23 protein-coding genes are annotated in these 17,460 nt (G+C 59.4%); 10 read left to right on the forward strand and 13 right to left on the reverse strand.

All coding sequences use genetic code 11. The annotated features are described in order from the left end of the window. Positions 1 to 79: 79 nt before the first annotated feature. Both LT970_RS14320 and LT970_RS14325 read left to right on the forward strand, forming a co-directional pair. Entirely contained in the window at positions 80 to 343 is a 264-nt protein-coding gene (locus LT970_RS14320; RefSeq protein WP_232688895.1) for an AbrB/MazE/SpoVT family DNA-binding domain-containing protein, read from the forward strand. Continuing rightward, on the forward strand, positions 340 to 753 hold the full coding sequence (locus tag LT970_RS14325; RefSeq protein ID WP_232688896.1) for a putative toxin-antitoxin system toxin component, PIN family: 414 nt from the start codon (positions 340 to 342) through the stop codon (positions 751 to 753). Before LT970_RS14320 ends, LT970_RS14325 begins: the two co-directional genes overlap by 4 nt. Before the next feature lie 134 nt (positions 754 to 887). On the opposite strand, the gene LT970_RS14330 is transcribed toward LT970_RS14325, so the two are convergent. From LT970_RS14330 to LT970_RS14340, 3 genes are read right to left on the reverse strand one after another with little or no spacing between them, the layout of a single operon-like run. Further along, positions 888 to 1,334 carry a low molecular weight phosphatase family protein gene (locus LT970_RS14330; RefSeq protein WP_232688897.1) on the reverse strand — a complete coding sequence of 149 codons (447 nt, stop codon included), beginning with the start codon at positions 1,332 to 1,334 and terminating at the stop codon, positions 888 to 890. 15 nt (positions 1,335 to 1,349) lie between these two features. After that, a complete protein-coding gene (gene arsB, locus LT970_RS14335) occupies positions 1,350 to 2,516 on the reverse strand; it encodes an ACR3 family arsenite efflux transporter (protein ID WP_269785484.1) in 1,167 nt (388 codons plus the stop codon). Then, complete coding sequence (locus tag LT970_RS14340) at positions 2,509 to 2,907, reverse strand: ArsR/SmtB family transcription factor (RefSeq protein ID WP_232688898.1); 399 nt, start codon at positions 2,905 to 2,907, stop codon at positions 2,509 to 2,511. The genes arsB and LT970_RS14340 overlap by 8 nt, the downstream gene beginning before the upstream one ends. 143 nt (positions 2,908 to 3,050) lie before the next feature. On the opposite strand from LT970_RS14340, the gene LT970_RS14345 reads away from it, so the two are divergent. After that, entirely contained in the window at positions 3,051 to 3,473 is a 423-nt protein-coding gene (locus LT970_RS14345) for a RidA family protein (RefSeq protein WP_232688899.1), read from the forward strand. A gap of 137 nt (positions 3,474 to 3,610) precedes the next feature. On the opposite strand, the gene LT970_RS14350 is transcribed toward LT970_RS14345, so the two are convergent. Together LT970_RS14350 and LT970_RS14355 are read right to left on the reverse strand one after the other, a co-directional pair. Continuing rightward, complete coding sequence (locus tag LT970_RS14350; RefSeq protein ID WP_232688900.1) at positions 3,611 to 4,570, reverse strand: permease; 960 nt, start codon at positions 4,568 to 4,570, stop codon at positions 3,611 to 3,613. A 1-nt stretch (position 4,571) separates the two neighbouring features. After that, a complete protein-coding gene (locus tag LT970_RS14355; RefSeq protein ID WP_232688901.1) occupies positions 4,572 to 4,955 on the reverse strand; it encodes an ArsR/SmtB family transcription factor in 384 nt (127 codons plus the stop codon). Between the two features lie 394 nt (positions 4,956 to 5,349). Between LT970_RS14355 and LT970_RS14360 the strand changes: the two genes are divergently transcribed. The 3 genes from LT970_RS14360 (at position 5,350) to LT970_RS14370 (ending at position 7,222) form a co-directional block, all read left to right on the forward strand. After that, on the forward strand, positions 5,350 to 5,769 hold the full coding sequence (locus LT970_RS14360) for a hypothetical protein (protein WP_232688902.1): 420 nt from the start codon (positions 5,350 to 5,352) through the stop codon (positions 5,767 to 5,769). A gap of 8 nt (positions 5,770 to 5,777) precedes the next feature. Next, entirely contained in the window at positions 5,778 to 6,044 is a 267-nt protein-coding gene (locus tag LT970_RS14365) for a hypothetical protein (RefSeq protein WP_232688903.1), read from the forward strand. 128 nt (positions 6,045 to 6,172) lie between these two features. After that, a complete protein-coding gene (locus LT970_RS14370; RefSeq protein WP_232688904.1) occupies positions 6,173 to 7,222 on the forward strand; it encodes a hypothetical protein in 1,050 nt (349 codons plus the stop codon). A gap of 87 nt (positions 7,223 to 7,309) precedes the next feature. Here the strand turns inward: LT970_RS14370 and LT970_RS14375 are convergent, their stop codons facing one another. The 5 genes from LT970_RS14375 to LT970_RS14395 all read right to left on the reverse strand — a co-directional run bounded on the left by LT970_RS14375 (position 7,310) and on the right by LT970_RS14395 (position 11,255). Continuing rightward, positions 7,310 to 8,317 carry a hypothetical protein gene (locus tag LT970_RS14375; protein WP_232688905.1) on the reverse strand — a complete coding sequence of 336 codons (1,008 nt, stop codon included), beginning with the start codon at positions 8,315 to 8,317 and terminating at the stop codon, positions 7,310 to 7,312. Positions 8,318 to 8,451: 134 nt separating this feature from the next. Continuing rightward, the gene (locus LT970_RS14380) at positions 8,452 to 8,988 is read right to left on the reverse strand and encodes a hypothetical protein (protein ID WP_232688906.1); all 537 of its coding nucleotides are present in this window, start codon (positions 8,986 to 8,988) and stop codon (positions 8,452 to 8,454) included. A gap of 1 nt (position 8,989) precedes the next feature. After that, a complete protein-coding gene (locus tag LT970_RS14385) occupies positions 8,990 to 10,315 on the reverse strand; it encodes a DUF3105 domain-containing protein (protein WP_232688907.1) in 1,326 nt (441 codons plus the stop codon). A gap of 351 nt (positions 10,316 to 10,666) precedes the next feature. Beyond that, a complete protein-coding gene (locus LT970_RS14390) occupies positions 10,667 to 10,900 on the reverse strand; it encodes a hypothetical protein (RefSeq protein ID WP_232688908.1) in 234 nt (77 codons plus the stop codon). Next, positions 10,890 to 11,255 carry an ArsR/SmtB family transcription factor gene (locus LT970_RS14395; protein WP_232688909.1) on the reverse strand — a complete coding sequence of 122 codons (366 nt, stop codon included), beginning with the start codon at positions 11,253 to 11,255 and terminating at the stop codon, positions 10,890 to 10,892. The genes LT970_RS14390 and LT970_RS14395 overlap by 11 nt, the downstream gene beginning before the upstream one ends. A gap of 118 nt (positions 11,256 to 11,373) precedes the next feature. Between LT970_RS14395 and merA the strand changes: the two genes are divergently transcribed. Together merA and merB are read left to right on the forward strand one after the other, a co-directional pair. Further along, positions 11,374 to 12,885, forward strand: coding sequence for a mercury(II) reductase (gene merA, locus LT970_RS14400; RefSeq protein ID WP_232688910.1), 1,512 nt, complete (start codon positions 11,374 to 11,376; stop codon positions 12,883 to 12,885). A gap of 284 nt (positions 12,886 to 13,169) precedes the next feature. Beyond that, positions 13,170 to 13,679 carry an organomercurial lyase gene (gene merB, locus LT970_RS14405; RefSeq protein WP_232688911.1) on the forward strand — a complete coding sequence of 170 codons (510 nt, stop codon included), beginning with the start codon at positions 13,170 to 13,172 and terminating at the stop codon, positions 13,677 to 13,679. Here the strand turns inward: merB and LT970_RS14410 are convergent. Together LT970_RS14410 and LT970_RS14415 are read right to left on the reverse strand one after the other, a co-directional pair. After that, complete coding sequence (locus LT970_RS14410; RefSeq protein ID WP_232688912.1) at positions 13,676 to 14,299, reverse strand: helix-turn-helix domain-containing protein; 624 nt, start codon at positions 14,297 to 14,299, stop codon at positions 13,676 to 13,678. The two genes, merB and LT970_RS14410, sit on opposite strands and share 4 nt — an antisense overlap. Before the next feature lie 149 nt (positions 14,300 to 14,448). Next, positions 14,449 to 14,922 carry a CBS domain-containing protein gene (locus LT970_RS14415; protein WP_232688913.1) on the reverse strand — a complete coding sequence of 158 codons (474 nt, stop codon included), beginning with the start codon at positions 14,920 to 14,922 and terminating at the stop codon, positions 14,449 to 14,451. Positions 14,923 to 15,171: 249 nt separating this feature from the next. Between LT970_RS14415 and LT970_RS14420 the strand changes: the two genes are divergently transcribed. Further along, on the forward strand, positions 15,172 to 15,618 hold the full coding sequence (locus tag LT970_RS14420) for a putative iron-sulfur cluster-binding metallochaperone (RefSeq protein WP_253521723.1): 447 nt from the start codon (positions 15,172 to 15,174) through the stop codon (positions 15,616 to 15,618). Continuing rightward, positions 15,618 to 16,997, forward strand: coding sequence for a dihydrolipoyl dehydrogenase (gene lpdA, locus LT970_RS14425; RefSeq protein WP_232688915.1), 1,380 nt, complete (start codon positions 15,618 to 15,620; stop codon positions 16,995 to 16,997). Before LT970_RS14420 ends, lpdA begins: the two co-directional genes overlap by 1 nt. 45 nt (positions 16,998 to 17,042) lie before the next feature. Here the strand turns inward: lpdA and LT970_RS14430 are convergent, their stop codons facing one another. Next, complete coding sequence (locus tag LT970_RS14430; RefSeq protein WP_232688916.1) at positions 17,043 to 17,435, reverse strand: CopG family ribbon-helix-helix protein; 393 nt, start codon at positions 17,433 to 17,435, stop codon at positions 17,043 to 17,045. Positions 17,436 to 17,460 lie beyond the last annotated feature (25 nt).

Genomic DNA, 17,460 nt, shown 5'->3' on the forward strand with positions numbered 1-17,460 from the left:
AACGGCGGAGCACTCAGTGGAATCGAATTGACCGGTGGGTTCAAGTCGCTGCGTAAGGAATTCTTACGTAGAACTGCCAATGAGTACTGACGACCCTGAAGTCACGACGGTTACCTCGAAGGGACAGATCACGATCCCGAGTCGGCTTCGCGAGCAGTTCGGCCTCGAAAAAGGGACGAAGCTGATGGTCGTCCCGACAGACTACGGTCTGGTCTTGAAGAAACTCGAACTCCCCTCGGTCGAAGAGTTCCAGCACCGAGTCGAAGAGCGATCGGAAGAGGTCGATCTCTCCATGGATGAGGTCACTCAGTTGGTCCACGACGCGCGGAGCGCCGATGAATGAGAGCCGTTCTCGATACGAACGTCCTCATTTCAAGCGTCATCGCAACTGGTGTCCCCCACGACGTGGTCGTCAGGGGGTTCAATAGCGAGTATGAGATTATCGTGTCCGTCGCGACGCTGACTGAGTTTCGAGAAACGCTGTTGAAATACCCAGAGAAGTTCCACATGGACGAAGAAGACGTCCAGCAGGAGGTCGAAACAATCCGGTATTACGCAGAGTTCGTCGACCCAGACGAGGACATCACAGCGGTTGATGATGATCCCGATGACGACAAATTTCTTGAGGCCGCCGTGGCGGGTCACGTGGACTATCTCGTTTCTGGCGATCGGCATCTACTCGATCTCGACTCCTTCCAAGGGATCGACATTGTCGACCCGAGAACGTTCTACGAGTATCTGACCGCCCGCTAGTCAACGTGTACTGGTGTCGGCGACCCACGTCGTCAGAGATCAATCACGTAATCCATGTACTCTGATACAGCGGGTAGAATACAGGTGGTGGCCACTCTATCGCTGAACCCACCGAAAAGTGGTATATTGCCGTCTTATGTAGCGACGCTGAATTCGTCGAACAGCGCGATGACCCGCTGTTCGATTTCGTCACGGATTTCGCGCACTCGCTCCAAGTCCGCTCCATCGGGATCGTCGAGCGCCCAGTCGCGCACCTCGACAGCACTCCCAACCTCGCCGACATCCAGCGTGGAACAGCCCATCGTCGCAACGTAATCACACGATTGGAGTTCGTCAATCGTGATTTCACGCGGTGTTCGATCAGAGAGGGCGAACCCCGCTTCGTCCATCACCTCGATTACTTCCTCATGGACGTGGTCGGCCGGATGCGTCCCGCCAGTCAGGATTTCGACGCGGTCGTCGAGACCACGGCGGTCGCGTTCTCGCTCTGCGAACGCCGTGGACATCTGGGAGCGGCCAGCGTTCTGGACGCACATGAAGGCGATACGAATCGGCTCAGCCGAATCAGTATTCGTGGACATTGGCTTGTGTGGTGATTAGTCGTCGTTCGTGGTCGGTTCAGGAGCGGATGGTCCGGGACTTCCAGTCTCGGAGTCAGTCCAGTCGAGTTTCCGCTGGAAATAGAGGGCGACGTTGACCAGCGCGAGTAAAACCGGCACCTCGATGAGCGGACCAATGACGGTCGTGAAGGCAACACCGGAGCCGACGCCGAACACCGCGACCGCGACTGCTATCGCCAGCTCGAAATTGTTCGAGGCAGCCGTGAAGCCAATCGCTGTCGTCGTCGAGTAGTCCGCACCGATGCCCCGGCCCATGCCGAAGCTCACGAAGAACATCACCACGAAGTAGATCGTCAGCGGCACTGCAATCAACAGGACGTCTGCAGGCGCGGCGATGATGTTCTCGCCCTGCGTGGCGAACATCACGATGATGGTGAACAGCAGCGCGACCAGCGTCAGGGGGTCGATCTTCGGGATGAACACCTCGTCGTACCACTCCTCGCCCTTGGTCCGTGTCCCGATATAGCGAGTGAGGAACCCTGCCGCGAAGGGAATACCGAGGAAGACGACGATCGCCTCGAACACCTGCATCGGCGTGATGTCGAAGGTGGTGATGCCAGCGACGAGTGTCTCCATCCCCAGTAGTGGGGGCAGGAACAGCGCGAAGAACCAGACGTACACCCCGTAGGTAATGATCTGGAACAGGCTGTTGAACGCGACCAGCCCGGTCACGTATTCGGTCGAACCCTCGGCGAGTTCGTTCCAGACCAAGACCATCGCGATACACCGGGCCATCCCGATGAAGATGAGGCCAAGGAAGAATTCGGGGCGAGCCGGCAGGCCGGGAACGAGCCCGCTGAAGAAGACGACTGCGAGCGTGAACATCAGCGTCGGGCCGATGAGCCAGTTCTGGATGAGACTCAGCCCGAGCACCCGCCAGTTGCTGAACACTGTCGCGAGCTGTGAGTAGTCCGCCTTCGCCAGCGGTGGGTACATCATCACAACGAGGCCGATTCCCACGAGGTGGAGATTCTGGATTGGCTCGGTCACTGACGGGGCGACGTAGCCCAGTCCCACGCCAATCGCCATCGCACCGAAGATCCAGACGGTGAGATACTTGTCGAGGAAGTCCATCGACCGCGGGTCACCACAGCTCTCACAGTCGCAGTTCGGCCCGTGCTCGTGGGCGTCGACGTTACTCATCGCTCACGCTCCCTTCGAGGACGGTCACGAGGGCGACTGCGCGGTTGGTCGCCCGGTACTTCTTCCAGCGACCGTCCTTTCGCCCGTCGACGAGGCCCGCGTCGACGAGTGCCGAGAGAGCATGACTTAGCCCGCTCTCACTCACGTCGACGACCGCGTGCAACTCGCAGACGCAGAGTTCCTCCTGGGCCGCCACGAGCACACGAACGAGCGTGTAGCGCGTCTCATTGGCGAGTGCCGAAAGGACGTCGAGTTCAGCATTCACCTGCGGTGCTCCGAGTGCTGCTTCGAGGGTGCCGAGTTCGTCGAGCCGACGCTCGACGTCCTCGCTGCGACACTCCCCGAGTTCGTCATCGAGATAGCGTCGTAATCGATCTGTGGCTTGTGCCATTAGCATCTAGTTGAGAGACGACTCAATTAGTGCTTTCGCTTACGAGCGAACACATCCGAACAACGAGCCTCACATAACCATATATAGGCGTATGATTGAAGACCGGTCGAACTAAGTTAGTTGAACAACGAGACAACTAACAGATGTCGAGCGAATCAACCACCCGAACCCGTGTTGTCTCGCGTGCAAGTGAAGCTACTCGCAAACAACGTGACGGAACTGAGTTTACGGGCGCATTCGGCCAGCGAACCGGTGATTCGGATCTCCTCTTTGTCGAGGGGCAGCTCCCGGAACGGGATGGAACAGTGGAAAGCGATGACTCTGCGTCGAAGCAGCTGGAACTCTGCCTGGAGAACCTCGAATCCGTCCTCGCTCAGCACGGGCGGACCGTTGAGAACGTGCTCCAGGTCACGCTCTACCTCGCGGACATGGACGCGTACGAGCAGGTGAACGAGACGTACGAGCAGTACTTCGAGGAGACGTATCCCGCGCGGACAACGGTCGGCGTCTGTGAACTGCTCGGCGGTGCCGCAGTCACCGTCGACGCCGTCGTCGCCGTCGAATAACGACAACAGACGGCTGCGAATACCATACGAGGGCTGTTTCTACCAATGAAGAGTGTCGTCAGAGTGCCGGGATCGACGACGTCCCGGTATTGGTCGAGGGCGATGAAGGCGTGAGTCACGCATTCTAATGTAGGGACTCAGACGATGAAGACGTTGAACACGACACCAACGACGACTCCAATCGTGACGACAGTACCAGCGTAGACGAATAACAGCCGGCGCTCGAAGAGCTTATTCAGTAGAATCAGGTTCGGAATGCTCACGCCCGCGCCACCGACGACGAACGCGAGGACAGTCCCGATAGCAATCCCCTGTTCACTCAGGGACGCCGCGATGGGGAGCATCCCGCTGAGGCTGATGTAGACCGGCGCACCGGCCACCGCCGCCAGTGGCACGGCCAGCGGATTCTCCGACCCGAGGACGGCGTGGAGCACGTCGACGGGAACGACACCATGAATCAGCGCCCCGAGCGTCATCCCCAGAATCAAGTACGGGAGCGTATCGACGAAGAACGACCACGCTTCACGTGCGGCCGTCTCGACGTGCTGTCTGTGCGTCTGGTTCGCCGTAACTGGACTACCTGCACAGCAGTCAGCCGTCCCACCGTCCGTTGCGACGGCCTGGTTCGTCTCTTCGACGACACGGACATCTTTGACGTGCTCGACCAATCCGAGCCGTCCGATGACGATGCCACCGATGACAGCGGCAACGAACGTGATGAGGACGTAGTAGACAGTGACTTCAATTCCGAAGAGGCCGATAAGCAGGAGGATAGCGATCTCATTGACGAGGGGCGATGCGAGCAGGAACGAGAACGCGAGTCCGAGCGGTGCCCCTGCTTGGAGCAACCCGGCGAGGACGGGAACCGTCGAACACGAACAGAACGGCGTGACAGCTCCTAATCCAGCGGCAGCGACGTTGCCGGTTCCTTCATCGTGGCCGCGGAGCTTGCGCTCGACTTTCTCCGGGGGTAGGTACTCTTGCGCGAGGCCCACGAGGAACGAAGCCCCGATGAATAGCGGGACGAGAATGACGGCGAGGTGGAGGAAGTAGTCCCAGGAATCCAAGAGTGCCTCGCCAAGACCTGGTGGAAGCATCTTAGGCGTCCTCCTGGATCGCGTGAGCGAGGTCGAGTAGTTCGAAGACCGCGGTGTCGGCGATACGGTAGTAGCTCCACTTCCCCTTCTTCCGCGATTTCACCAGGCCTGCCTCTTTCAGCTTCCGGAGGTGCGTGGCGACGGTCGATTGTGGGGCGTCGAGGACGACCTGTAATTCACAGCCACAGCACTCTGAATCACGGAGCGCCTCGAGAACGCGGAGTCGATCTTCATTTCCGAGGGCTTTGAAGACAGTCTCCTGACCGGCGACATCCTGTTCAGATGGCCGGACGTCTTGTAAGGCGGCAATCCGGGCCGCTGGATCATCGTAGAGCCGTTCGAGTGCATCCTGGGCATCCTCCGGCGGTGACTCTGTTTCAGACATATTGGAATTGTACGGTTTGGTTTATTCGCAGCAGGGTTCCGACTCGGATTCTGCGGAGTCAGATTGGTCTTCTTCGATAGTGGGGCCGCAGCAATCTGCCTCATCATCCTGGTTGTAGCGGTCTACGAGCCGATTCCAGATGCGATCGAGAGTGCTCTGAGCCATCACCATCATATTGTATTTTCTCGATTCGTCTTAAAGATTGGGACTCATTCCCCGAGCGGGGTCCGACGAACACGCAAGTCTGTCGTGACAGTCGAAGGGGTGTTAGTTGAATTAACCAACAAGAGGCCGTTTCACTGCTGCTGTTGGTTAACACTGGGTGCGACTGGTGGTTTTTGAGCGCCCGAGAGGGGCGCGGGCGCGAGCAGACGTGCCCCCAGAGGTGACCAGAATGGAAGATGCAGACCAGACGACAGCGTACCGGCTAACGATTACCGTCGACGGCGTCGATCTCCCCGTCGACGAGGACGTGCGCCATGCACTCCTCGACGATATTCGCGTAGCGGTCCGAGACCGGCTCGGGGAGCGTCACGGCGTCGAGGTCGACCAGGACGATATCACCGTCGCGACGGGCTATCGGTATGTACAGGTTCCGGCAGAGTGTCCGCTCTGTAGCGAGCGTCTCGACCTCCTGAGCGTCCACCTTGATAACGAGAACGGCGCGTACGCAAGTGCGATGTGTTCCAGTGTCCACTGCGAGTGGAGCGGTGACGCCGTCTATCGAATCGTCGATCTCGAGGGCAGTGAAAGCGACGCCGTCGAGAGCAGTGTCCTGACCGGCGATATCACGCCGAATTACTCTCCCTACTGATGAATTCGATGGAAGACACATCCACGTTCACGCGTATCGAGCCGATCTGCCCCCGTGACGACTGCGAATCTCACCTTGGCATCGGGAAACCCATCTACGCTGGTGAGCAGACCGACATTGCCTACGCCGATGTGTGGTGTCTCGACGAGGAATGCTCGTTCACTGCCTGCGCGCAGTTCGCACTCGTCGATCTTCTTCACGAAGAGGCAGACTCACAGACGAGTCTCGTCCACGCCGGAGAGATCGAACCACTTGAGGCACGATATCAGCTGTGAATTAACCAACATCAGGAGCGGCAAAGCTGCTATTGTTGGTTAACGTGGTGTTGTTTTTGCGCCCGGGAGAGGGGCGCGAGACGACGCAGTCGCGGATCGATGAGCGTTCTTGATTCGAGGTGACCGAAATGAAAGACCCAAAGTCCAGAACCATCTTCGCTGGCGTCGACGGACGTACCGACACCGAACTCCCTGAGTGGTATCGGGAGCGTCGCGGAGGCGTAGAGTCCGTGACGTTCGCGGAGGCGATCCGAGACCTCCCCCAGGCCGTCGAGACCACCGTGGCGTACCAGAACCCATTCACCGACGAGTGGGTCGAGACGGAGCGCTTCAACGCGCTCGTCGAGCCGAGTCGAGCTCGTGAACAGGCGACCGCAGGGGAGGCTGAAATGGATTCTCTCTTCCATATCCCGACCGACTCGTACTCGATCATCAACCCGGTCGACGTGTACGGCCCGCTGGAAGAGATCCTTCGCGAGGAGACCATCGATGGGACGCCGCTGGGCGACGTGATGTTCGGGGAAATTCGGCGCTACCGAGGTGGGGGCGAAGTCCACATGGACATTATGTTCGATGGCCTCGAGGTGCGCCTCCCCGGCCGATCAGACCCGATCACGATGGGCGTCACGTCGGGCTACGACTTCTTCGGCGAGCACGCCGTCTACGTGGAGGGGTTCGCCCAGGACGGCTACTGCTCGAACACGATGCGCTCGCTCACCGACAAGGAGGTCATCAAGCACGTCGGCGGCGTCCGGAACTTCCGGATCTGGTGGGAGGAGATCCTCGCACAGGTCGAACTCGTCGCCGACGACCTCTTCGAGTTCATTCGTGACGCTCAGGAGATCGACCTCGACTTCTCGGAACTCCCGTTCACCGTCACAGAGTTCTACAGCCTGCTGGGCTTCCCGGACTACCTGGCCGAGCGCGCTGCAGGCGATGCAGAAGCAAATGCGGCATCATCCTTCGAGATCGATGTGTGGACGCTACATTCCGGCGACACGTACGCGCTGACGCATTTCTTCCAGGGCAAGGAGGGAGCGTCCCTCGATCAGTACGTCGGCATCGTCAACGACATCCTGTTCAACCCCGAAGGCACCATCGAGCGCGTCAGTGACGACCTGCAAGAGAGGGTCGACCAGTTCGAGGAACGCGAGGATGCGCTCCGCGGGTGGTTCTAGGACGCGATGAGCTGACCCTACAGCTTCTCGGTCTATCACATTACTCAACACGCTAACTCGAGAATATCCACCACATGAAATGAATCGTCACCCCGGTACTACTCTGTGATCCCCCGGGTGAGCGCAGACGCCAGCATCATTCAACGAGCGAGTGAGTCGGACCGAACTTCCGGTCAGGAGTGTTACAGCACTGACGAAGAAGAGTGCGCCGAGTGGCGATGACGGAGCTACAAACGACCAATAGAGTGGGCTGGCCGACACCCCCAGAATTGCGCTCGCGATGGCATACACAGCGGGACCACAGCAACAGCACGCGGTTGCACCAGTGGTCGCCACCGCCCCGCCACCACCGACCGTCGAGGAGAGTTCGATATCGCGTTGCCAGACCGTCGTCATGAGGGCCGTATTGACGCCGATGAGGACAGCGAGTAGCCCGATGACCAGCGCCGTTCCGATCGAGAGTCCACCGAAGAGTGGAATCGATGGAATGTAGAACTCGATGGCTGGCCAGATGACAAGCGGATTCGCGAACGAAGCTGTCGTCACGAACGACTCCGTCGGCGCGTTCACGCCCTCGTCGGGATTGACTGTGAACAACCCGGCCGAAAACAGAAAGAAGACGGTGAACAGCGCAGCGACGATTCCGCCGACGCGTCGAGAGAACTGGTCGACCACGGCGGTGGAGAGGGCCGGGGAGACATCGCGCCAGAAGATATAGCCGATGACGAGCGGGACGACGGCGACGAGCAGATAGCCTAGCGGATGCGTGTATCCCGCCCTCGGCATGACGGCAGGGTAGAGCACCCAGAGGCCGAGCAGCGTTCCGAGCAGTGTATATCGCGGGCGCTCCGGCCAGCGGACAATCCCCACGACGAGACTCGCAATCAGGATGCTGACCCCGACGATGCCAGCGAGGATCGGGTACCACTCGAGGGCGGTCGGCGTCGTCCCGATCGGTTCGATCTGGATCTGTATCACTGCGGTCGAGCCGATCATTGCGACCACCGTCCCGAGGAGGAGACTTTTGATCGTTCGCCGCGGGGCACCCGCCCAGCGCGTCCGTCCGAAGTGGATGCTAATCCCGACGATACCCACACCGAGCAGTGTGATTCCCAGAAAGATCCAGTGTGGGGTTCCGGCGTGAGTGCTCCCACCGTGCGCTGCCGCGGTCGGGGCCATCGACAGGCTAGCGAGGGTGAGGAGGGTGGTCGCCAGCACACGCCGCGGAGTTAGACAGAGCACTCTGTCACCCCGTTTGCGTTCTGCGTCGCTGCGTACACCAGTACGAGCGTGGCCCCGGTCAGAATCTCCACCTCGTATGTCGCCATAACGCCCTGGATGAAGCCACTCACGCCGAAGGCCGCGGGAAATACGCCGACGACGGACGCAGCGAGTATAGGGAGTAGCGGCGAACAGCAGAGTAGCGGTGGCAAGACGCTGCCGACGAACCCTGTCGTGGTCGTCGCTGAACTGGCTGAGCCACCGAGGCGTATCGTGTACGCCGTGAACGACACGATAACGGCTACCAACCCGGCCATGATGACGGAGAACGTCGCGAGCGTCGGCGTCAGCAATCTCAGCGACACCAGGCCGACCCGTCCCCCTGTGTACGTGGCAGGGAGCGTGAAGAGGTAGAGCGTGGCGAAGACCACGAACGTCGCCGCCCCGATGGCCCGGTATTTGCGCTGCGAGAAGACGATACTGGACGCCCTGCTCCAGGACTCGATTTGGTTTCGAAGGGTGTCGTCTATCTGGTGTTGACTCACGTCATTCACCCGCGATTGGTTCCGGGGAGCGATTCCGGTTCTGTTCGATGAACTCGACAATCCGTTCTCGGTCGAACGACTGGAGTTTCATGAGCTGACCCCAGGAGGCGACGGCGAGTGGCGCATCGTTCTCGCTGCGTTGCGTGATAACGACGCTCTTTGGATAGTCCGTGGCGAGTTGCTGTAACTGCGAGAGGGTGCTGTCACTCACGTTCTTGTGCGTGATCCAGATGCCGCCGTGTTCCAGATTGTGTACCACGCGTTCGTCAGGGAGCGCCTGGTCGTAGAACCCCCACTCCGCCGGTCTGGAATAGTGCCAGCCCGAGGTTGGCGGGTTCGAGTTGTACTCGGGATGGTTGGCACCCTGCTGGATATGCTCGGCAGGTTGAATCTCGATCGATTCCCCGGGTCGGTCACCGCCCGGATTTTCGGCTTGTGCGAACTGGATGATTCGGTCTATCCTCGCGGCCGGCGCCGCGGTCTTCGCCTGGATCGTTCCCTCTGCATCGATGAGCCAGAAGATGTCCGGTCGGTCCTGTGGATTCCAGACGCGGGTCGATTCTGCCGAGAGGTCCCCCCACACCCAGTTGTCTGCATCGACGAGTTCCGGTGCGTTCTGCTGGGCGAACTCGGAGACCGACGGGCCGTCGTAACCCGCGTTCCCGTCGGTCTTTAGCCCGAGGAAGGTCACGTCTTGTAACTTGTCCTTGTTCGCCTGGAGTGCTCGTGCGCCCTCTTTACACGACGGACACCACGTGGCGAAGACCCAGAACATCACTTTCTGGCCCCGGTAGTCGGCCAGTTGTTTCTCCTCGCCGTCGACGGTGGTGAACGTGGCAGGGGCCGCGGTCGCCCCGGGACTCGTCCCCCCACGCTCCCGCGATACAGAACTGGCAGACGATCCGAGCAAGCTATCTGCAGCGACGCCGCCGAGTCCGGCGGTGGCGATGGCCCCACCGGCGAGGAGTTTCCGCCGGCTAAGTCTAGTATTCGTTACAGCATCGATGGGACCCTGGTGGGCCAGCCGGTTCCCGAACGTGAGCGGGCCGACCGCCTCCTCGAGCCGGTCACGGGTCTCCCGGGACAATGCCTCGGCGTGAACGGCCAGCTGGTGGGTGAACAATGCGTTCTGGGTGTCGAAGTCCGCACCACAGACGTGGCATGCCCCGTGTGCGTTCCACGTGTGGTCGTGGACGGCCGTCTCGCTCGCAAATCGCTGGTCGCAGACCGGACAGACGGTCCCGTCACCGACCTTGGATTCGGCCCGCTTGCGGTCTTCCGCCGTGAGGTCGTCCTCATGGGCCTCCAACCAATGGGTATACAGCACCGCTCGGTCCTCGAATGAGGCCCCGCAGTGGTGGCAGACGCCGTGAACGTCCCACGCGTGGTCACGGGTACTGGTTTCTCTCGGGAAGCTCTCTCCGCAGACCGGACAGTTGTTCCTTCCCGTCATCCGTGGTATCCCCGTCGGCGAACAATGACTCCGATGACGAGCAGTGGCAACGCTGTCGCGAACACAGTCGCGAGGATGCCACCCAACCCACCGGAAGTACCCCTCGCAGCCGTCGCGCCAGCAGCTGTCCCGCCAGCGACGGCGGCACCACCGGCGAGGGTCGCAAGGCCGATACAACAGAGGCTTATCGCACCGGCGACTCCGAGGAGGCCCCAGGCGGAGCCGTCACCCGAGGGTGCCATGGCTCACCCCCTCTATCCGATGGTAGCTGATCGCCAGCAGTCCCGCGAGCATTCCACCGAGACCGACGGCGAGGAGATACGTCAGCCCGGTCGAGAGGCCGACTGCAGCCGCGATGCCACCGAGTATCACTGCTCCGCCGAGTAACTCGATGGCGAGACAACAGACAACGGCGCCTCCGACCCCCGCGTACGGCAGCCACGACCATTTACTCGTCATGGTCATCTGAATCGGTAACGATCTCGCAACCGATGACGCTCTCGATGTTCTGGCGGATGCAGTCGTCGGCGAGCGAGAGCATTTCGACGGCCTCTGGGCGACTGACTTCGTAGTACTTCTTCCGGCCGTCCTTCTCGGCGTCGACGAGTTGGCAATTCTTGAGACACTGAAGGTGGTGTGAGACCAGATTCGTCTTTAGATCCGTTTGATCACAGATCTCAGTCACGTTCAACGGCTCGTCGCTCTCGATCAGCTTCTGGAAAATCCGTAATCGAGTTGGGTCGCTCAACGCTCCGAAGATATTTGCCCGTGCGTCGTTCACGTCTGCATTCGATTGGAGGAGCTGAACACTCATTACAATACTCACTGGACTATTGCCATATAGGCTTTTGGAGTTATACTGCATTAAGGGAGGGCCTCTTCTACGATCCTCCGCAATCCCTATATAACGTAATACTCTAACGAGCATTAGAATGGATGGAACAGGCGAATATGATCTCGTGATTCTCGGTGGCGGCGCAGCAGCGTTCGCCGCTATCACCGAAGCGAGTAGTCGTGGGCTTTCAACGGCGATGGTCAATACTGGACTGCCTATTGGCGGAACCTGTGTCAACGTCGGCTGTGTCCCCAGCAAGCATCTACTGGCCGTCGGCGAGAGCGCCTTCGCTTCTCGGGACAACCCGTTCGACGCCGTCCAGTACAGCAAAGACGAGCCGACCGTCGACTGGGGAGCCGCGCTGGACGGCACCGACAACCTTGTCGAGCAATTCCGGCAGACGAACTACGTTGACGTCGCCGAGCATTACGATACAGACATCTACGAGGGATACGGCAAGCTGGTCGATGATACAACCATCGAGGTAGTCGACGGTGCGGACGAGGGTGCGCGCATCACCGGGGAGAAAGCGCTCGTTGCCACCGGGAGCGCACCGTGGGCGCCACCCATCGACGGCCTCGACGATGTCGACTACTACACGAGCGAGACCATCCTCGACGAGCGTGATCTCCCCGAGAGCATCGTCATCATCGGTGGCGGATATATCGCGCTCGAATGGGGCCAGATCCTTCACCGCGTCGGCGTCGACGTGACCATCCTCCAGCGCTCCGAGCGCGTGCTCTCGGCCATGGAGGGGCAGCTCGGCCGTGAGATGCAGCGGGCATTCGAGGAAGAAGGGATCAACGTCGTGACCGATAATGACGTCCGGCAGGTTCACTCGCCAGTCGCAGACGGCGGCGCTGAGGCCGTCCAAGAGAGGATCGCTGTTGAAACCGAAGTCGACGGTGACGAACATACCTTTAGAGCGGAGGGCCTGTTCGTCGCGACCGGCGTCCAGCCCAACAGCGAAAACATCGGGCTGGAAGCGGTCGGGGTTGAGACCGACGCTGACGGAACAATCCGCGTCGACGAGTACTTCCAGACGACCAACCCGGATATCTATGCCGCGGGCGACGTCATCGGCGAACCCGAACTGGAGACCGTCGCCGCCAAAGAAGGCAACCACGGCGTCAAGAATGCCTTCGGCAGCGTGGAGCGAAGCTCCGCGGGCCATTCGAGCGGGCAGAGCCCGCGAGAAGACGACGAAGGCGTCACCATCGACTACGATGCAGTTCCGGCGGTCGTGTTCACGAGCCCTGAGGTCGCTTCAGTGGGGATCACCGAACTGGAGTACATGGACGAGCACGGGACGTGTTCGTGTCGCACCGTCCAGATGGAGGACATCCCGCGGGCGAAGGCCGTCGAGAACACTGACGGGCTCGTCCAAATCGTCAAACACCACGAAACCGACGAGATCGTCGGCGTCCACATGGTCGCTCCCCGCGCCGCAGACATGATCATGGAGGCGACGCTCGCCGTGAAATTCGGGCTCACCGTCGACGACATCATCGACACCATTCACCCGTTCCCGACGTTCAGCGAAGCGTTCAAACACGCTTGCCAGGCGTTCCGACGGGATACCTCGACGATGAGCTGCTGTGTGGAGTAACTGGGCTCTATCGAAACCCTCAGATATTGGTAGTTTTGGGCTAGCGTTTTGTCTATCCTGGAAGTCAGTGCAGAGGAGAAATCAGTAGTCCTACTCGGTTTTGCAGGGATTTGGAGCCTCCTATGAAGTCCCCCAGCTAGCTGGGAGCAAGCAACACCGCTCGCTAGCCCATCTCTTACCTTGCAATGGGAACTGAACCCCAGACCGACGACCGTATCGACCTGCCGCCCGACTTCGCGGATCACCTCGCGGCGGTGGGCAATTTCGAGACGCCTCCGGAAACGATGGACGACTACTGGGCCAGGTTCGCCGAGCAGCTTGCGGCGAGCGACCAGACCATCGAGCCGGAAGATCTGTACACGGAGAACCCGACCCGTCACGAAGTCCGCGTAAACGACCATATCCGGTACTCGCCGTGCATCTTAGATGCGCTCGGGGCCGCGGTGATGGAGGACCAGGACCCGGTGACCGTCCGCTCGGTTGACCCTGTGACCGGGACGCCGGTCACGTTCACCGTCGACGACGGGACCGTGGACGTCACCCCTGAAGAGGCCGTGATCACATTCGGGATCGCTGCGACCATCCCTGAACTCGAAGACAGCGATGAAACCATCTTCAGCTGGATGCTGCAAGCCGAGACGCCCAGTCTTACGAACACGTTCTGCCAATACATCAACGCGTTCGAATCCGCAGACACCTACGAGCAGTGGGCCGCAGAAACTGACGGAGAAACCGTCCCGTTTCAACCAGCGGCAGTCGGGACGCTAGTACGGCGGTACGTGGTCCTCGACTAGCCCAGAAGGGATTCGAGGAGATTGTGTTCCGCTCGCTGGAGGTGTTCGGACACCGTCGAATCGTCCACGCCGAGGTCGGCCGCAACCTCCGCCGTTGACGATTTGCGGGGCACGTCGTAATACCCGAGTTCGTACGCGACGTCAAGCACTTCGTGCTGTCGATCCGTCAGTACATCCATGGGCGTCTCCTGGATACGGTAGTCCTGCAGTTTTTCTAAGGTGATATTTTGTCCAGCAGCCTGCAAGTCAGCGAGCATAGCACTGAGTTCCTCCTGTGAGCCAGTCTGCTCGAACGAGAACCCCTGGCTGTGTACCTCGGCCCATTCAGTCCGCGTCATTACGTCAGCATCGACACCGACCCTGTCTAACTGTTCAGCCACGTTCATCTCGACGAGATAGACATGCTTCGATCCCTCGTCCGCTACGCATTCCCACCACTGGATCGTCTTGAGTTCGTCCAGCCGGTGTTCGTCCAGTTGCTCTTCGACGTGGATTCGGGACACGCCGCGCGGCCCCTCGCACGAGAGGATTTCAATGTCGAGTAACCCGGCATCCTGAAAGACCGCGAATCCGTACTCGGCCAGTGTTTCGTGGTCGACGCTGAGTACCGCCTGGCGCATGACGCTAATATTACTGGCACAGCAGAATGAACCCACCGCCCAGTAGACTGGGCATGACTACATACGATTCTACCACTGGTCACTCTAAAACAGTGTTCTATCTACACATCTGCAGACAGCAACTATCACTTGTTGACTGACGTTTCTATTTATGTATCCGGTTCAGGAGATTCCTTACGGACGACCCCCGCAAGCGATTCGAGTTTCGCCGACACCTGCTCGCTTTCTCCTGCGATGCGGGGAAGACAATCGTCGAGGGTCACAATTCCTACTACGTCTCCGTCTTTAGTAATCGGAATCCGTCGTGCAGCCGCGTTTTCCATCTCGCGAAGAACCTTCGGAAACTCCATCTCGTGATCGACAGTCACCGGATCAGCCGTCATGAGATTCTGGGCAGTCACGTCGGCCGCTGTCGACGGGTCTTCGAAGACATTGGCCGCTCCGTCACCGGTCATGAGTTCGACGACGAGATCACGGTCGGTAATAATGCCTTCTAGCTCACCGTTCTCTTCGACAAGAACGCTGCCGACGGACTGATCGAACATTGTCTGTGCAATTTCCTCGACGGTGGCGTCCGGTGCAACGCTGACAACGTCTTCTCTTCCTGTTTCAAGAATTCCCATACGACTCAATAGGAATTGAAATTCCAAAAGCGTTGGTGCTAGAACCCCCATTTAGGGCGTACTTGACATCAATTATCTATGCTTCACCTCGCTAGGAGGCAGATGCGTTATCACCCCTTATTCCGAAAATCTCTAAGTTCTACGTGAGTATTTTATACTAATAGGGCTTAGTCGACCGGCTTCCACTGGTGGCTCGAATTCCGGCACCACTTTTATTCTAATTGTCGTTGTACCATTAGAGGACGAATTATGCCAGCGACGACTGAACCCTGCCCCGACTGTGGGAACGCTGCCGGGCAAATAAAGACCGAAACAGTTCGTAACATGGTCGAACCGTTCGGGAATCAAGATATAGAGGACGACGTTCAGTACCGAATCTGCAAAACTCAGGACTGTCCAGTCGTCTACTTCGCCGACGAACTCGATCAGCAGTTCGAGATTGACGTGATTCGCGAACAACCGAATTTCAAGTTGGATGGTGACGCCGAGCCATACCCGCTGTGTTACTGCTTTGGATACAACAAGGAACACATCCAAGAGGACATCGCGGAGAACGGCGAAACGAACATCGACGACTGGATCACTGAACGCGTCCAGGCCGAGGAGTGTGCCTGTCGATGGAAGAGTCCACTTGGAGGTTGCTGTCTCGGGAACGTGCGAGCGGCGATCACTGAAGCACAGGAGGAACTAGTCTGATGCCGGACGAGTACGATCTTATCGTTCTCGGCGGCGGTATGGCCGGCCTCCCAGTCGCAATGAAATCTGCCTACTCAGGCATGGAGACCGCACTCGTTGAGGAGGACCTGCTCGGCGGGACGTGCCTCAACCGCGGCTGTATTCCGACCAAGACGATGATCCGGAGCGCCGAAGTGGCGAACCTCGCCCACCGTAGCGAGGAGTTCGGCATCGACATCGACGGTACCATCAAGGCCGACATGGACGCCATCGTCCAGCGGAAGGACGACGTCGTCGAGAGCATTCGCGAGGGAGCCTACAACAACGTCGAGGACAACGAGAATCTCACGCTCGTCGAAGACCACGGCGTCTTCGAGTCAGCCCACGAGCTCCGCGTCGGTGACCGGACACTCTCTGCCGACCGGATCGTCATCAACACGGGAGCCCGTCCAGCAAAACCGCCGATCGATGGCCTCGACGAGGTTGAGGTCCAAGATAGTACATCGCTGCTATTTCTCGACGAGGTGCCGGATTCGCTGGTGGTGATTGGCGGGGGGTACGTCGGCACCGAATACGCACAGATGTACAGCCGGTTTGGTGCGGACGTGACCGTCTTTCAGCGTGGTGATCGGGTGCTCCCGCGAGAGGAACCGGCGGTCAGTGACGTGATCGAGGATGTGTTCACGGACGAGGGCATCGACGTTCACACTAATACAGCTGTGACGGCTCTCACATCGGACGGAGACGACATCCTTGTCGAGGCCGACGGACCAGACGGAACCGTCGAGACGACCGCCTCGGACGTCCTGCTCGCCGCGGGACGCCGACCGAACACCGATGGAATCGGTCTCGACGAGGCAGGTGCTAAAACCGACGAGCACGGGTTCGTCGAGACTGACGACAGCTTCGGAACGACTGCTGACGGCGTCTATGCCATCGGCGATGTCAGTGGGCCACCGATGTTCACTCACTCCGCACGCGACGACGCAGACCTGCTGTATCGCCACCTCGCGAAAAACGAAGAGGTCAGCACCGAGGGCCGAACCGTCCCGTGGGCGGTGTTCACCGACCCACAGGTTGGCCACGTCGGACTGACAGAGGAGGAGGCCCGTGACGCCGGCTATGAGGTCGGAGTCGGTCGACAGACCCTCGCTGAGCAGGCCAAGCCGAAGGCGCTCGGCGAAACCGCTGGCTTCATCAAACTCGTCACGGACGCCGAGACGGACGAACTCCTCGGCGCGCACATCGTCGGCGAACAGGGCGCCGAGATCGTCCACGAACTCGTCCTCGCAATCGAACTCGGCGCGACGGCCGAACAGATTGCGAACACGATGCACATCCACCCGACACTCCCAGAGAGCATCAATTCCGCTGCCGGTGGCGTTCATAAACCCTCGTGACAATCTAGATCGACCTATCCGGGAGTACTTCGGTACGCAAGAAGGTTATGTGGCTGATCGGAGTAACATCGTTTTCACCCGACCGACCCCATCGAAATCGCGGAGCCGATACACAAGTTCTCGTATCCGCGCAGCATCGCCGTGACAGAAGACCGTCTCCAAACACCAGTCGCCTTGGTGGGTATGGCTCATTGTCTCGATCACGTCCTGGAACTGGTGCTGGGCAGAATGAAGGTCATGAATCACCTCGTGATGCTGATAATCAAAGGCCAAGACAGCGACCACGTCACCGGATACCTCTTCGAGCTGTGAATGGCCCTCAATATACTCCTGCATTGCTTCACGAATTGCCCGCGAGCGAGAGTCCAACCCCTCAGCCTGCCACGTCTCGTCGAACTCATCGAGAATGTCCTCAGACACGTTCAAACTCGTTCGCATACTCCCCAGTTGGTCCCCCGGCGTC

The sequence above is a fragment of the Halobacterium zhouii genome (genome assembly GCF_021249405.1).
Taxonomy (GTDB): domain Archaea; phylum Halobacteriota; class Halobacteria; order Halobacteriales; family Halobacteriaceae; genus Halobacterium; species Halobacterium zhouii.